16 protein-coding genes are annotated in these 13,318 nt (G+C 68.4%); 9 read left to right on the top strand and 7 right to left on the bottom strand.

Going from position 1 to position 13,318, the window contains the following annotated elements:
- Nucleotides 1–4: 4 nt before the first annotated feature.
- Nucleotides 5–187 (top strand): MbtH family protein, encoded by a 183-nt coding sequence (locus AOZ06_RS10880; protein WP_054289327.1) that lies wholly within the window; start codon nt 5–7, stop codon nt 185–187.
- Between the two features lie 45 nt (nt 188–232).
- Nucleotides 233–1,147: a patatin-like phospholipase family protein gene (locus AOZ06_RS10885; RefSeq protein ID WP_157232966.1), complete on the top strand. Its 915-nt coding sequence runs from the start codon at nt 233–235 to the stop codon at nt 1,145–1,147.
- On the opposite strand, the gene AOZ06_RS62005 is transcribed toward AOZ06_RS10885, so the two are convergent.
- Complete coding sequence (locus AOZ06_RS62005; protein WP_083471623.1) at nt 1,148–1,648, bottom strand: LysR substrate-binding domain-containing protein; 501 nt, start codon at nt 1,646–1,648, stop codon at nt 1,148–1,150.
- Between the two features lie 81 nt (nt 1,649–1,729).
- Nucleotides 1,730–2,170, bottom strand: a complete 441-nt coding sequence (locus AOZ06_RS10895) for a DUF309 domain-containing protein (RefSeq protein ID WP_054289330.1) — start codon at nt 2,168–2,170, stop codon at nt 1,730–1,732.
- Between the two features lie 115 nt (nt 2,171–2,285).
- Here AOZ06_RS10895 and AOZ06_RS10900 point away from each other — a divergent pair, with 115 nt between their 5' ends.
- From AOZ06_RS10900 to AOZ06_RS10915, 4 genes are all read left to right on the top strand, one after another.
- On the top strand, nt 2,286–2,579 hold the full coding sequence (locus AOZ06_RS10900) for a hypothetical protein (RefSeq protein WP_054289331.1): 294 nt from the start codon (nt 2,286–2,288) through the stop codon (nt 2,577–2,579).
- 1 nt (nt 2,580) lies between these two features.
- A complete protein-coding gene (locus AOZ06_RS10905; RefSeq protein WP_054289332.1) occupies nt 2,581–3,549 on the top strand; it encodes a hypothetical protein in 969 nt (322 codons plus the stop codon).
- Between the two features lie 25 nt (nt 3,550–3,574).
- Nucleotides 3,575–4,120: a DUF3558 family protein gene (locus AOZ06_RS10910; RefSeq protein ID WP_169798901.1), complete on the top strand. Its 546-nt coding sequence runs from the start codon at nt 3,575–3,577 to the stop codon at nt 4,118–4,120.
- A 382-nt stretch (nt 4,121–4,502) separates the two neighbouring features.
- Nucleotides 4,503–5,000 carry an OsmC family protein gene (locus tag AOZ06_RS10915; RefSeq protein WP_054296559.1) on the top strand — a complete coding sequence of 166 codons (498 nt, stop codon included), beginning with the start codon at nt 4,503–4,505 and terminating at the stop codon, nt 4,998–5,000.
- A 6-nt stretch (nt 5,001–5,006) separates the two neighbouring features.
- Here the strand turns inward: AOZ06_RS10915 and AOZ06_RS10920 are convergent, their stop codons facing one another.
- The 3 genes from AOZ06_RS10920 to AOZ06_RS10930 all read right to left on the bottom strand — a co-directional run bounded on the left by AOZ06_RS10920 (nt 5,007) and on the right by AOZ06_RS10930 (nt 7,730).
- Complete coding sequence (locus AOZ06_RS10920) at nt 5,007–5,345, bottom strand: hypothetical protein (RefSeq protein WP_054289334.1); 339 nt, start codon at nt 5,343–5,345, stop codon at nt 5,007–5,009.
- A complete protein-coding gene (locus AOZ06_RS10925) occupies nt 5,339–6,274 on the bottom strand; it encodes a hypothetical protein (RefSeq protein ID WP_054289335.1) in 936 nt (311 codons plus the stop codon). Before AOZ06_RS10925 ends, AOZ06_RS10920 begins: the two co-directional genes overlap by 7 nt.
- 466 nt (nt 6,275–6,740) lie before the next feature.
- Nucleotides 6,741–7,730: a Gfo/Idh/MocA family protein gene (locus AOZ06_RS10930; RefSeq protein WP_054289336.1), complete on the bottom strand. Its 990-nt coding sequence runs from the start codon at nt 7,728–7,730 to the stop codon at nt 6,741–6,743.
- 50 nt (nt 7,731–7,780) lie between these two features.
- Between AOZ06_RS10930 and AOZ06_RS58800 the strand changes: the two genes are divergently transcribed.
- The gene (locus AOZ06_RS58800) at nt 7,781–8,503 is read left to right on the top strand and encodes an MFS transporter (protein ID WP_218921968.1); all 723 of its coding nucleotides are present in this window, start codon (nt 7,781–7,783) and stop codon (nt 8,501–8,503) included.
- Between the two features lie 54 nt (nt 8,504–8,557).
- Here the strand turns inward: AOZ06_RS58800 and AOZ06_RS10940 are convergent, their stop codons facing one another.
- Both AOZ06_RS10940 and AOZ06_RS10945 read right to left on the bottom strand, forming a co-directional pair.
- The gene (locus tag AOZ06_RS10940; RefSeq protein ID WP_054289338.1) at nt 8,558–9,694 is read right to left on the bottom strand and encodes an acyl-CoA dehydrogenase family protein; all 1,137 of its coding nucleotides are present in this window, start codon (nt 9,692–9,694) and stop codon (nt 8,558–8,560) included.
- Nucleotides 9,691–12,012: a bifunctional salicylyl-CoA 5-hydroxylase/oxidoreductase gene (locus AOZ06_RS10945; RefSeq protein ID WP_054289339.1), complete on the bottom strand. Its 2,322-nt coding sequence runs from the start codon at nt 12,010–12,012 to the stop codon at nt 9,691–9,693. Before AOZ06_RS10945 ends, AOZ06_RS10940 begins: the two co-directional genes overlap by 4 nt.
- Nucleotides 12,013–12,108: 96 nt before the next feature.
- Here AOZ06_RS10945 and AOZ06_RS10950 point away from each other — a divergent pair, with 96 nt between their 5' ends.
- Both AOZ06_RS10950 and AOZ06_RS10955 read left to right on the top strand, forming a co-directional pair.
- A complete protein-coding gene (locus AOZ06_RS10950; RefSeq protein WP_236952174.1) occupies nt 12,109–12,879 on the top strand; it encodes an SDR family NAD(P)-dependent oxidoreductase in 771 nt (256 codons plus the stop codon).
- The gene (locus tag AOZ06_RS10955) at nt 12,876–13,292 is read left to right on the top strand and encodes a RidA family protein (RefSeq protein ID WP_054289341.1); all 417 of its coding nucleotides are present in this window, start codon (nt 12,876–12,878) and stop codon (nt 13,290–13,292) included. Before AOZ06_RS10950 ends, AOZ06_RS10955 begins: the two co-directional genes overlap by 4 nt.
- The last annotated feature ends 26 nt before the right edge of the window (nt 13,293–13,318 follow it).

Below are 13,318 nucleotides of genomic sequence, written 5' to 3' on the forward strand. Positions count from 1 at the left end.
ACCGATGGATGAGAACGCCCGCTACCAGGTCCTGCGCAACGACGAGGACCAGTACTCGCTCTGGCTGGCCGACCTGGCGATCCCGGCCGGCTGGCACGCCGCGGGCAAGGAGGGCACCAAGCAGGAGTGCACCGACTACGTGGACGAGGTCTGGACCGACATGCGGCCGCGCAGCCTGCGCTCCTGACACCTCGCCGTGCCGCCGGGCAGTCCGTGGCCCAGGATGTGGTTCGTGGACGAGATCGAGCTGCCGAGACCGGTGGCGTTCGTGCTGGGCGGCGGCGGCAGCCTCGGTGCGGGCCAGGTCGGGATGCTGCGGGCGCTCGCGGAGCGCTCGATCACCCCCGACCTGGCCGTCGGCACCTCGGTCGGGTCGGTGAACGGGGCGTTGCTGGCGCTCGACCCGGAGAACGCGCCGACCAGGCTGGAAGCGATCTGGCACCGGATGACCAGGGCGAAGGTGTTCCCCGGCGGGCCGCTCGCCCAGCTGCGCACCCTCCGCCGGCACCGCAACCACCTGTTCCCCAACACCGGGCTGGCCGAGATCCTCGCGACCGAACTGGCGGGCGTGGACGACTTCGCGAACCTGACGCTGCCGTTCGGCACAGTCGCGGTGGACGCGATAACGGGCAAAGCGGTCCTGCTGACCGAAGGGCCGCTGACGCCCGCGATCCTGGCCAGCAGTGCGATTCCGGGCATCTACCCGCCGGTGCGCCACCAGGGCCACGTGCTCTACGACGGCGGGGTGGTCGCCAACGTGCCGATCAGGCAAGCGATCGCCCTCGGGGCGAAATCGGTGGTGATCCTCGACTGCGCCTTCCCCGGCCACCTGCCGCGCGTGCCGGAGACACTGGCCGACGCGGTGCTGTTCTGGGCCACGCTGGGCATGCGCAACCAGGCGGAACTGGAATCCGAACGCGCGGCCACCCAGATGCCGGTGCTGTACCTGCCGGGCGCGCCCGTGCAAGCGGTGACACCGTTGGACTTCGGGCACACAGCGGAACTGATCTCGAACGCGTACACCGGGTCACGGGAGTTCCTGGCGGGCACAACGATCACCGGCCCGGGACTGTACGGGCCAGCACGAGCCGGTGTCAGCGGGTCAGCGCCCGGCGCAACGTCGGCGACATCCACGGATGGGACCTGATCAGTCGCCAGAGGGCCGCCGCCGGGCCGGAGGTGAGAGGGCGGCGCCGCAACGTGTCCAGTGCGCGTGCGCGGGTGATGCTCGGCTCCGGATAGACCACGAGCGGCACCGGCTCGGTGGTGTCCAGACGCAGACCGGGACGCAGGCCCATGACAGCGAATCCGCCAACGAGGTCGAGCAGGACGGCTCGTCGTGACCGCGTTTGGCGAAGGTCAGGTCGACCTTCCCGGCGGCGAGTCTGCCGCGGAGCACTGTGCTGAGTTCGACGACAAGTCCGGGTTCGACGAGCGGATGGGCGTCCCGGAATCGCCGGAGCAGCTCCGGCAGTTCGCACGACTGCACGAGATCCTCGCTCACGCCGAGCCGGATGCGGTCGTGACCGCGGTGTGCCTGCTGATTTCCGGCATCATTCCTGCCTTTCCAAGCGGTCCGCCAGTGCTGACTCTCCAATTTCCCGCAGGCAGGATCACCCGGCAATGTCGCTGGGCCGATAACTGTCATCGCGTACGGCGATAATGGCGAACCGCGTGTACTCGGTGATGGTGTGCGTGACGGGTGGGGCCGTCGGAAAAGCGCCTGACCCTATGCGGCAGGCGCCCGCAACCTCGGCACACCACTGGGATTCGCTGCCCAACGCAGCAATCCGGTGATGTCAATGCCGTAAGGCGGATCGACCTCATATGGCCAGATATTGTTCACGCCGCGTTCAATCAACGCCTCGGCGCCGGTCTCGTTACCGCGCGCGGCATGCGTCATTCCCACCGCGATCTGCGCCAAGCCGCGCCACAACGCCCGCTCAGGCCCATCCGCGGCTTTCCACGCGTCCTCGAACACCTCGTGTGCGTGAAAGGGCTTTCCCTCGTCAAGCAGTTGTTGTGCCTCGACGAGCGTCTGCTCTGGCGTGCGGCTGATGCCCTCCGGCTGCCGCTCGACACCCTCGGTCCCGTACGGCAACGGACGTCCCAATCCGTCCCGCGGCCTGGCGTTGCGTGCCCGTCCATCCGGATCCCTGTCTCGACCCATGCCCGAATCTTCTCATCCGCCAGTTGATCACGGAGTGAGATCGAACGGGAACCGTCCGTTGCTAAGGTCCGTCAGAGGGCAGTTGTGTGCCTGAACCAAGAGGGGAGACTTGGTCATGTCGGACGAGGGCTTCGAGATCGACTTGGCGGATGCCCAGAAGGCAGCGGACGTCGCACTGCCGAACCTCGCCAACCACCTGCGAGGACCGGTCACCGTGCTGTTCTCACACGAAGGCCTGCACGGCCCGGGCGGCAACATGCCCGCGGTCGACAACGTGCAAAGCGTCTACGCCCACTACACAGACGCCCTGGCCGAACGCCTCCGCCACGGCCGCGAAGTGATCGACGCGACCGCGCGGACACTACGTGACATCGTGACGGTATACCGCCGCGCCGACGGGCAGATCTGAGATGTCGAGATTCTGGAAAGACGACAACGAGGTCTACAACTGGGGCAAGGCGATCGCCGACAGCTTCGCGGGCCTGGCGAACTGGGAGGGCGTGGCATACGGCCATGACGCGCTGGAAACACTGCGGGCCTCGATGTTCGCCAACGCACGCGACTTCCTGAGCCTCGACCCGCAGAAGATCCTCGACGAGTGGGATCGGATGGCGAAGGCGGCGAAGGACACCTGCGTCGACGTCTCCGAGGAGGTGACGCGAGACCTCGACGCCGCCAGAGACGGCGTGCGCAACTGGCACGGCGCGGGGGCCGACGCGTTCCGGTCGCACCTGTCCGACATCCGGTCGTTCACGGGCCAGCAGTACGCGTTCATGGCCGAGACGATCAGGGCACTGGCCGCGATGCTCCGTGTGGCGGTCCAGTCGCGGGAGGATTTCGTGGCGCTGGCACAGGCCACGGGACAACAAGTGCACAAAGTGATCTCGGATGCCTCGGACAAGCGCACCGAGTTCGCCCTCAAGGTGGGCAACGGGATCGCCAAGTCGGTGATCGGTGCGCTCGGCGATCCGCAGAAAGCGATCTTCGCTGTGGCCGAGAACGTGCTGGACATCGCGGTCGAGAGCGTCGTCCTCGCGATGGAGGGCGGCAAGCTGGCCGAGGTCGTCAAGGATTTCACCCGGCACCGCGACCGGCTGCTGGACGGCTACACAGCCGAGCTGAACGAGGTGGCGGCCATCCTCGTGCGCAACCAGGAGCAGTTGGACGCCTGGCGGCCGATGGTCTTCGCGCCGTCGAAGGTGAATCTGGACGTCGACAGTCCCGGCTTCCGCTACGAGACGTTCATGTCGAAGGAGATGGATCCGGCGAGGTTCGGCCCGGCGTTCGACCGGGAGCGCCGGAAGTTCACCGAGGAACAGCAGCACAACGGGGCGAACCCGGACAGTCCCATTCAACGACGACTGGCAGGCGGGGGTTGAGGAGATGCGCAACGCGATGGCAGTCATGACGGTCCTGCTGGCGTTGACGGCAGGCTGTAGCGATTCGGGCGCCACACCCCACCCGCCGGTGACGTCGGGAGCCCAGTCGATGCCGCCTGTGCCCAGGTCATTGGACGCCGCCAAGTACGCGGACAACCTCTGTGGCCTGCTTGAGAAAGGGGACCTCGCCGAGTTGGGGTTCAAGGGTGAGCCGAGCCTGAAACCCACTGGCCCTGACTTCTCGGTTCCGTCATGCAAGGCGGTCGGCGGACCGGCCGACGGGAGCCTCGACCTGAGCCTGAAGGGGGACCTCGAATCGCTGCGAGCGGCCTACGAGGACACGTCTGGGAAATACGGCTTCCGGCACGCCGTGGAGCTTCGGGCTTTCCCCGGGGTCGTCCGAAGCCAGGCGGTCGACTATCCCGGTTCCTGCGATGTTCTCGTAGCTATTGGCAAACAACAGATGCTCGCGCTGACCTCTCTGCCCGGTGACTCCCGCGGCGGCGCGATCGCCATCTGTGGCAGGCTTCTGACCCTCGCCGAGACGCTGCTGAGAAAGCTCGGGGCCTGACCTGGGTTGCGCGTCGCGTCTCACGACTGGGCGGCTTGATCGCCCGCAGGCCTCCGCACCTGTGTCGGGCAGCGTGGTCAGGCCCTGCTCGGTGGCGGTCACGGACAGACCGTCGAGCCGCCCGCCGAACTGCGTTCTCGATCCATCCGAGCCATCCCGGGCACAGTGCTCGCGCGTCCAGGGTTGGTTGGACTGTTCTTGATCTTGGAGTTCGCTGGCAGGATTCCAAGAGCCCAGCTGCTGGACACGTCTCCAGCCCTGCTTCCGCGTTCGCGCAACTCCGTCCGGCGTTGTGTCCCACGCTCTGAGAAGTCGTCCGTTCGTCGGCGGGGACAGTCATTCTGATGGCGCCATCCACTTGCGTGCCACTGGAGGAATGACCATGTCCCTGACCGACGTCATCGAGGCGACGCGTGCGGCAGCCAGTGTCGACCCCAAGAACGTCGCCGTGCAGTTCAGCGTCAGCCACGAGCTTGTCGCGGGAACGGCCACCGTCGTCGAGGTCCAGGCTCGCGACCACCAGTTCACTGTGGACGAACCCGGTGCGCTCGGCGGCACCGACAAGGCGGCCAACCCGGTCGAGTACGCGCTCGCCTCGCTCGGCTCATGCCAGGTGATCACCTACCAGTTCTGGGCCGCCAAGCTCGGCATCCCGCTGGACGCCGTGAAGGTCACCGTTTCCGGCGACCTCGACCTGCACGGCTTCTTCGGCTTCGACGAGGCCGTGCGCCCCGGCTTCACCGGCGTCCAGGTGCGGGTCGAGCTCTCCGGCCCCGCCGACCCGGCGAAGTACGAGGAGCTCAAGCAGCAGGTCGACGAGCACTGCCCGGTGCTCGACCTGTTCCGCAACCCCACGCCCACCTCGACCACACTCGCCTGACGACGATCATGTGGTGAACAGCCGCAGGTGAACCGTCGAGGTGGCCGGATCGGTCCGGTCCACCAGAACCCGCCCGCCGGGTCCTTCGCGTAAGGGCCCGGGTCGGGCACCAGCGGCGCGGTGAAGTTCGAAGCCGACAACAGGCTCGTGACGTCGCCTGACGGCAGGCGCGGCGCCACCCGGTGGCGTTTGGTCGATCCCGGTGTCGCGCGCGACACCGAGCACCTCGGCGGACGTGGGCAGCACGACGCCACCGAATTTCAATGCGTCCTGCGCGGACGGGCTTTCCGGAGGCACCCTGTTCTCCCGTTCCGGCGTGGCCGAGCAGCCTGCCGTGATCAGCATCGGCAGTAGGATCGCAAGTCGACGCCCCGGATCGGTTCGGCCACCGTCCCGGCTGTCCGGCGGCTTGGGCAGGTCCGGCTGTTGGCCGGGCGGCGGCACGGTCCCGTTGTGGTGCTTGTTTCCCGTTGATCCCCGGATGTCGTACTCCTGTGCCACGCCCGCACGGTGCAGTTCGGCCATCTTCTCGTCGGTGATCGTGATCGGGCCGATGTCGGTCGACTTGCCACCGTCCCAGTTGTACCGGTCGAAAACGTGGGTTTGGTACCGCATCTCCAGTCATCACCTCTGGAGTACCACGGATCCGAACCGTGTTCGCCCGCACCCGGGTCGGTCGCCGGGTCCGGCGGCGGACCCGGGAGGCCCGCCTTGGTTTCGCCTGCCTTGGCCGCGTCCGCCCGCGTGGTCGCCCCGCCGTCGGAGATCCGGCCTTGCTCGACATCCTCGATGACCTTCGCCAACGTGGCGTCGATGTCGTTGGCGTACTTGACGATCTGGTGCACCCGATCGGTCAGCTCCGCCCCGGTCCGGCTGCGCTCCTGCCGCACGGCGTCGACCTGGTCGGGTGGCGTGCCCGGCGACGGACCCGCGTCGCCGATCTCGCCGTTGCCCATGGTCGTGAACCGTTGCGCCCGCGCCAGGCCGTCGGTGTCCGCGACGTAGTGCTTCAACTCGGTGACCCGGTCGGCGGCGTGCATCAGCCCGGCCCGTGCCGCGCTGAGCCCTGCCAGCACGTGTTCCATCTGGTCGGTGGTCTGAGCGACCTCCGCGGCGGCCTGCTCGGCGGCGGCACCGTGCCATCCCGGTGGGTTCGCCGCGGCGGTCACCTCGTCAGCGAGCCCGACCGGGGTGTCGGATCGCGCCTTGATCTGCCGTTCGGCCTCGTCCAAGGGCTCCGGCTGCCACTTGCGGGCGTCGCCGTAGCTGACCATCGGCGGCCCCGGGGAGCATCGGAGAGATCCTGCTTCGCCGCCGCGTCGTTGTTCGTGTACAGGTCGGCGGCTGTGTGCAAGGACCGGCCGTGCGCTGCCACCCGCGCACTCCAGCCTGTGATCTGCGTACGCCAAGCGCTGGCGGTCCGCTGCACGACCTCGGCCGATCGGCTGCCGGGTAACGCCGCGGGTACCCCGGCGACCGTCCCGCCGAGATCGACGGACCGCCTGCTCGCCTGCGCCTGCCGCCGCCCGGCCGGCTTCGCGGAGCTCCTCGATCACCACGTCGAATCCCGCCATCGATCCCCCGTATCGGTTCGAGCAGTCGATTCGTCGTCTGTGAAGTTAGTGCGGCACAAGCACAGCCGGGCTTGTCGGCACCACATACCCTCGACTGGAGCAGCAGAACACCGTCGACCGGGACCACATGGAGTGCCGTTCGCCCTGACAGGCCGATCCTGACGGCTCAGCCCGACGCCAGCGCGGTTTCGATGATTTCCAGTGCGGCGATGGCGGATTCCGGCGCCACCGGCACCGGGGCGCCGTCGCGCAGCACCGACACCATCGCGGCGTAGAAGTACTGGTACGCACCGGGCTTGGTGCGTACCGGCGTCGTTTCGCCTGCCGCGCCCAGCAGTCCCCATGCCTGCTCGGGCTCCTCGCCCCAGCCGGGGGATCCTGGCCCCTGGCCTGCCTTCAGCGCTGCTTCCTGCACGTCCAAGCCGTGTTTCGTGTACGCCGACGCCGAGCCCGTGACGCGGAAACGCGGCCCTGGCTGCGCGGCGAGGGTGCTGGAGGCCAGGTGGGACACCACGCCGTTCTCGTGCCGCAGTGCGAGGAAGAAATCGTCGTCGACCTGCACTCCGGCGCGGAGCTTGCGCACTTCCGAGTACACCGACCGCACCGGGCCGAACAGGTGCAGTGCCTGGTCGATCAGATGCGCACCGAGGTCGAAGAGGACGCCACCGGCTTCGTCGCGGCCCGGCAGCTCGCGCCAGCCCTGCTTCGGTGCCGGCCGCCAGCGGTCGAAGTGCGACTCGAACCGGTTCACGTCGCCGAGCGCCCCGGACCGGACCAGGTCCTTCACGGTCAGGAAGTCGCCGTCCCAACGGCGGTTCTGGAACACCGTGAGCGGTACGCCACGGGTCGCGGCGAGGTCGGTCAACGCTCGGGCCTCGGTGACGGTCGGCGCGAACGGCTTGTCGACCACCACCGGCAGCCCGGCCTCGACCGCCGCGGTCGCCAGCGGCACGTGCGTCCGGTTGGGGGACGCGATCACGACCAGGTCGTGGTCCTCCCACAGCTGGTCGGGCCGGTCGAGCCTGCGCACCCCGTCCGGTACTTCGCGGGAGGTCACCACCGATCGCAAGGTCAGCCCGGGGGTCGTGGTGATCAGCGGCGCGTGGAACACCGCGCCAGCCGTGCCGTACCCGATCAATCCGACGCGCAAGCTCATGGTGCGAATCTAGCCACCCCCGCCCGGGCGCGCTCGCGTCCGTGTTCGGCGTGTCCACCGTGATCGGCCCGCTGCTCGGCGGCCTGTTCGTGGACCACCTGAGCTGGCGGTGGGCGTTCTACGTCAACTTGCCGCTCGGTGTGCTGGTGCTGGTCGTCACGGTCGTGTCGATGCCCGCGGTCAAGGCGGCCTCGCGGTCCAGGATGTTCCTCGCTGCGGCACCGGTGGGTTTGCTGGCGTTCCTCGTGGCCTTGTTCTTGAAGGAAGTTCCGTTGCGTGACACTGCGCGGGTTGTGGCCGCGGGCAACAGCGGGGTCGGCGAGAGCTTCGCCCCGCCTGCTTCGAGTGATTCCAGCGTCGAGTTGGAGAAACTGATCTCCGTTGTGGTGAGCAGACAGGAGCACGACCCCCGGCCTGAGATGCTTGCGGCGTCGGGTGTTCCGTTGAACTACGCGCAGGCGTGGATGCTGGTGCGGATCTTCAAGCACAGCGTCGACGACGGTGACGCGACGCTGCAAGAGATCGCTGACCACACGAAGGTGCCGGCGGGGATATTCCAGCCCGTTGCTCGTCATCTGGTCGACATCGGCTACGTCACCGAGGCTGAAGGGCACTATCGGTTCACGCCCGCTGGTACCGAGGCTTTCGGTCAGTTGATCGGCGCTGCTCGCGCGTGGCTTCTCGGTCAGCTGGCAGATTGGCACGAGGATGGGGGACAAGTTCGCTGTCGCCGTCAACCAGATGGCCGAGAAGTTGATTGCCAGCAGCCGTGATCTCGCGGGCGGGCGGCATGCTGCACGGGTGTGACCTTGGGCCCGCGTTTTGGGTCAGTTCGAGCGGTACAGCTCCCGGGCGATGATCGTGCGCTGGATTTCCGAAGCACCCTCGTAGATTCGAGGTGCGCGCACCTCGCGGTAGAGGTGCTCCAGCAAGTGGCCGCGTTGCAGAGCCCGTGCACCGTGGATCTGGACGGCCGCGTCAACCACGTACTGGGCGGTTTCGGTGGCGAGGAGTTTGGCCATGGCCGAACGCCCCGCGATGCTTGTCTCGCCAGCGTCGTACGCCTGTGCGGCTGAGTACACGAGCAACCGGGCGGCTTCCGTGCGCGTCGCCATCTCGGCCAAGGTGTGCGCGACTGTTTGCTGTTCACGCAGCGGGCCGCCGAAGGCGATACGGCTGTCGGCGTGTGACACTGCCGCGTCGAGCGCTGACTGGGCCATCCCCACCGCGAACGCGCCCACGCTCGGCCTGAACAGGTCCAGGGTGCGCATCGCGACGCGGAAGCCCTTGTTCTCCTCGCCGAGGAGTTCTTCACTGTGCACCGCCACGCCGTCGAACGTCAGACGGCCGATCGGGTGCGGGCTGACCATGTCCAGGTGCTCACCGCTGAGTCCCGGGCGATCCGCCGGTACGACGAACGCGCTGACGCCGCGTGCTCCCGCGTCCGATGTCCGGGCGAACACCGTGTAGAAGTCCGCTTCCGGCGCGTTGGAGATCCAGATCTTCTCGCCGGACAGGCGCCAGCCTCCGCCGTCGCGGGTCGCTGCCAGTCGCAACGCCGCTGCGTCCGACCCCGCTTCCGGTTCTGTCAGGGCGAATGCCGCGACCGCCTCGCCCGCCGCGACCGCGGGCACCCAGCGTTCGACCTGACTGTCCTGCCCGGACTGCAGGATCGGGTACGTGCCCAGGCCCTGCAATGCCAGCGCTGTCTCTGCTTGCGTGCTCTGGGTGGCCAGGGCTTCGCGTAGCAGGCACAGGTCCAGCGCCGCTGCGTCACGGGACGGTTTGCCCGCGTCCACCCCGGGGAACAGCTGGGCGAGCAGGCCCAGTTCGCCGAGGGCCTTGACCAGTTCGCGGTTCACCGATCCCGGTGTTCCCGCTTCGGCGAGGGGGACGAGCCAGTCCGCTGCCAGTGCCTTGACCTCGTCGGCGAACTCGCGTTGCTCGGCGGTCAGCATCCTCATCCCCTCCAACGCGCGTGCGCTGTGCCGGGTTCGCCGGAACGGATCAGGTTCAGGCGGGGTTTCGGGTCCTCGGTGCGGCCCGCGCGTGGTTTCCGGCTGCCCGCGGCGAACGGTTTCGGCCACGCGACGCCGGTGTACTCCTGGTCCGCCGCCGCGTGCAGTGTCCAGTGTGGATCGTAGAGGTGGGTGCGGCCCAGTGCGCACAGGTCCGCCCTGCCCGCCAGGATGATCGAGTTCACGTCGTCGTACGAGGAGATCGCGCCGACCGCGATCACGGCGACACCGTACTTCTGCCCGACCTCGTTGCGGATCCGGTCGGCGTACGGGGTCTGGTAGCTGCGGCCGTACGCGGGCCTCTCCGTGCTCACCACCTGACCGGTCGACACGTCCACCCCGTCCACGCCGTGCTCGGCGAACGCGCGTGCGATCGCCACGGCCTCGTCGGAGTCGATTCCGCCTTCGCACCAGTCGGTGGCCGAGATGCGCACCGTCATGGCGCCGGGCCAGGCTTCGCGGATCGCGTCGAACACTTCCAGCGGGTAGCGCAGGCGGTTCTCCAGCGACCCGCCGTAGGAGTCCGTGCGCTGGTTGGTCAACGGCGACAGGAACGACGACAGCAGGTAGCCGTGTGCGCAGTGCAGTTCCAGCAGGTCGAACCCGGCGCGGGCGGCCGATCGCGCCGAGGCCACGAACTGTGCCTTGATCTCCGCCATCTCGTGCGGGGTCAGCTCGCGCGGGGTCTGGCTGGCTGGCGCGTAGGGGATCGCCGACGGGCCGCAGACCTCCCAGTTGCCCTCCGGCAACGGCTGGTCGATGCCTTCCCACATCAGCTTCGTCGAGCCCTTGCGGCCGGAGTGGCCGAGCTGGATGCCGATCTTCGCGGCCGACCGGGCGTGCACGAAGTCCACGACCCGTTTCCACGACTCCTCGTGCTCGGGCCGGTACATGCCGGTGCAGCCAGGGGTGATCCGGCCGGTGTCCGACACGCACACCATCTCGGTCATCACGAGCCCGGCGCCGCCGAGCGCCTTGCTGCCGAGGTGGACCAGGTGGAAATCGCCGGGCACGCCGTCGACCGCGCTGTACATGTCCATGGGGGACACGACAATCCGGTTGGCCAGTGCCAGCTCGCCGATCCGGAACGGCTGGAACATCGGCGGACGGACCGCGTCGAAGTCGCGGGCGAACCACGTGTCCAGGTCCGCGACGAACTCCGGGTCGCGCAGCCGGAGGTTGTCGTAGGTGACGCGGCGGCTGCGGGTGACGATGTTGAACGCGAACTGGTGCGGCTCCTGGTCGGCGTACTGCCCGATGTTCTCGAACCACTCGAGGCTGGCCTGCGCGGCGCGCTGCGTCGAGGTGACGACCGGCCGCCGTTCCTCCTCGTAGGCCGCCAGCGCCGCGGCCACGCCGGGCTGCTCGTGCAGGCAGGCGGCCAACGCGAGCGCGTCCTCCATGGCGAGCTTGGTGCCCGAGCCGATGGAGAAGTGCGCGGTGTGGGCCGCGTCGCCGATCAGGACGACGTTCTCGTGCTGCCAGGTCGCGCACCGGACGGTGGCGAAGTTCGTCCACTTCGAGTTGTTGCCTGCGATCGAGTGTCCATCCAGGACGTCGGCGCACAACGCGCGGATCTTCGCCAGCGAGGCCTCGTCGTTCTCACCCGGTTTGAGGCCTTGTGCCGCCTCGAAACCGGCGCGTTCCCACACGTCGTCGTGCATTTCGAGGATGAACGTGCTCGCGTCGCGGCTGTAGGGGTAGCCGTGCACCTGCATGATCCCGGCGGGCGTGTCCAGGATGTGGAACTTGAACGCGTCGAAGACCAGGTCCGTGCCGAGCCAGATGTACTTGCAGCGCCGCGTTTCCACGGTCGGCTTGAAAGTCGCGGCATGCCGGGCGCGGGTCGCGGAGTTGGCGCCGTCCGCGGCGACGACGAGGTCGTGGCCGGTCAGGTCGCCGGGCACCTCGGTCCGGAAGTGGATCGTCACGCCGAGGTCCAGGCACCGCTGCTGGAGGATGCCGAGCAGGCGGCGCCTGCTCATCGCGGCGAAGCCGTGCCCGCCCGAGGTGAAGGTGGTGCCGCGGAAGTGCACGTCGATGTCGTCCCACCGCGCGAACTCCTCGCTCATCGCGGCGAAGACCGCTGTGTCGGCGTGCTCGATGCCGCCGAGCGTCTCGTCGGAGAACACCACGCCGAAGCCGAACGTGTCGTCCGGGGCGTTGCGCTCCCACACCGTGATCTCGTGGCCCGGGTCGAGGGCCTTGGCCAACGCGGCGAAGTAGAGCCCGCCAGGGCCGCCGCCCGCTACCGCGATTCGCACGCGCCCACCTCTTCTGTCGTGCGTCTTACGACCGTCAACGATACAACATATTGCGTCCTGTTGACGACCGTTACGAACATTTGGCACGCTGACCCGGTGACGACTGGCTCTACAACCATCAGGAACTGCCTGGTCACGGGCGCCAGCCGGGGGATGGGGAGCGTGATCGCGGGCAGGCTGTCGGCCGCCGGGCACCGCGTCGCACTCACCGCCCGCGGCGCGGAACAGCTCGCTGACGTGGCCGGGAAGCTGCCGGGGCCGTCGCTGTGCCTGCCGGCCGACGCGACCGATCCCGCCGCCGTGCGGACCGTGTTCTCGACGGTGGAGCAGACGTGGGGGCCGGTGGAAGTCCTCGTTCTCAACGCGGGCGCGGCGGTGTCCAAGCCGATCGCGAAACTCACCGACGACGAATGGCTCGGCCAGCTCGACCTCAACCTCACCGCGCCCTTCCGCGCGATGCGCCGCGCGATCCCGGCGATGACCGAGCGCGGATGGGGCCGCATCATCGTGATCGCCTCGACCGCCGGACGAGTCGGTGAACCCAACGTCGCCGCGTACACCGCGAGCAAACACGGGGTGATCGGCCTGGTCCGGGCCGCGGCCGCCGAACTGGCCAGGACCGGCGTGACGGTCAACGCGGTCTGCCCCGGCTACGTGGACACGCCGATGACCGACGGCTGGGTCGAACGCATCTCGGACCGCACCGGCAAGCCACCCCAGCACATCAGGGCCGCGCTCGAACGCAAGCAGCCGATCAACCGGCTGATCACCGCGGCCGAGGTGGCCGACGTGGTGGACCTCTGCGTGGCCAGCGCGGCCATCACCGGTCAGGCGATCAACGTGGACGGGGGAGCGGTGCAGTCATGAACGACCGGATCAACCCGCCGGAGCTCGGCAAGCCATCCGGTTTCTGCCACGCCGTCGCGGTCGACCCCGCGGCGTGCGAGCGCATCGTGTTCCTCGCCGGGCAGACCGCGCTCGACCAGGACAACAAGATCGCCGGGGACGGCGTCGTCGAGCAGTTCGAGCAGGCGCTCGGCAACCTGCTGACCGCGTTGCGCGCGGCGGGCGGCCAGCCGCAGGACCTGGTCAGCGTCACGATCTACATCGTCGACATGGACGACTACAAAGCCAACGCCCGCAAGATCGGCGCGGTCTGGCGTGAGCTGGCAGGCACCGAATACCCGGCGATGGCCGGAATCGGCGTCACCAGGCTCTGGGACGCCGAAGCGCTCGTGGAAGTCCAGGCCTTCGCGGCAATCCCCAAGAAAACCTCGTGAGTGGTTGGTCCGGTTCTAACCGGACC

This window comes from Kibdelosporangium phytohabitans (genome assembly GCF_001302585.1).
GTDB classification, from domain to species: Bacteria; Actinomycetota; Actinomycetes; order Mycobacteriales; family Pseudonocardiaceae; genus Kibdelosporangium; species Kibdelosporangium phytohabitans.

What these genes read in the sequence shown, in the direction of transcription:
- AOZ06_RS10920 (WP_054289334.1), bottom strand. Translation starts at nt 5,345, where the DNA reads ATGCTGATCACGGCAGGCTGCTCGGCCACGCCGGAACGGGAGAACAGG.
- AOZ06_RS10940 (WP_054289338.1), bottom strand. Translation starts at nt 9,694, where the DNA reads ATGAGGATGCTGACCGCCGAGCAACGCGAGTTCGCCGACGAGGTCAAG.
- AOZ06_RS10880 (WP_054289327.1), top strand. Translation starts at nt 5, where the DNA reads ATGGATGAGAACGCCCGCTACCAGGTCCTGCGCAACGACGAGGACCAG.
- AOZ06_RS10930 (WP_054289336.1), bottom strand. Translation starts at nt 7,730, where the DNA reads ATGAGCTTGCGCGTCGGATTGATCGGGTACGGCACGGCTGGCGCGGTG.
- AOZ06_RS10915 (WP_054296559.1), top strand. Translation starts at nt 4,503, where the DNA reads ATGTCCCTGACCGACGTCATCGAGGCGACGCGTGCGGCAGCCAGTGTC.
- AOZ06_RS10905 (WP_054289332.1), top strand. Translation starts at nt 2,581, where the DNA reads ATGTCGAGATTCTGGAAAGACGACAACGAGGTCTACAACTGGGGCAAG.
- AOZ06_RS10900 (WP_054289331.1), top strand. Translation starts at nt 2,286, where the DNA reads ATGTCGGACGAGGGCTTCGAGATCGACTTGGCGGATGCCCAGAAGGCA.
- AOZ06_RS10910 (WP_169798901.1), top strand. Translation starts at nt 3,575, where the DNA reads ATGACGGTCCTGCTGGCGTTGACGGCAGGCTGTAGCGATTCGGGCGCC.
- AOZ06_RS10925 (WP_054289335.1), bottom strand. Translation starts at nt 6,274, where the DNA reads ATGGTCAGCTACGGCGACGCCCGCAAGTGGCAGCCGGAGCCCTTGGAC.
- AOZ06_RS10895 (WP_054289330.1), bottom strand. Translation starts at nt 2,170, where the DNA reads ATGGGTCGAGACAGGGATCCGGATGGACGGGCACGCAACGCCAGGCCG.
- AOZ06_RS62005 (WP_083471623.1), bottom strand. Translation starts at nt 1,648, where the DNA reads ATGACAGTTATCGGCCCAGCGACATTGCCGGGTGATCCTGCCTGCGGG.
- AOZ06_RS10955 (WP_054289341.1), top strand. Translation starts at nt 12,876, where the DNA reads ATGAACGACCGGATCAACCCGCCGGAGCTCGGCAAGCCATCCGGTTTC.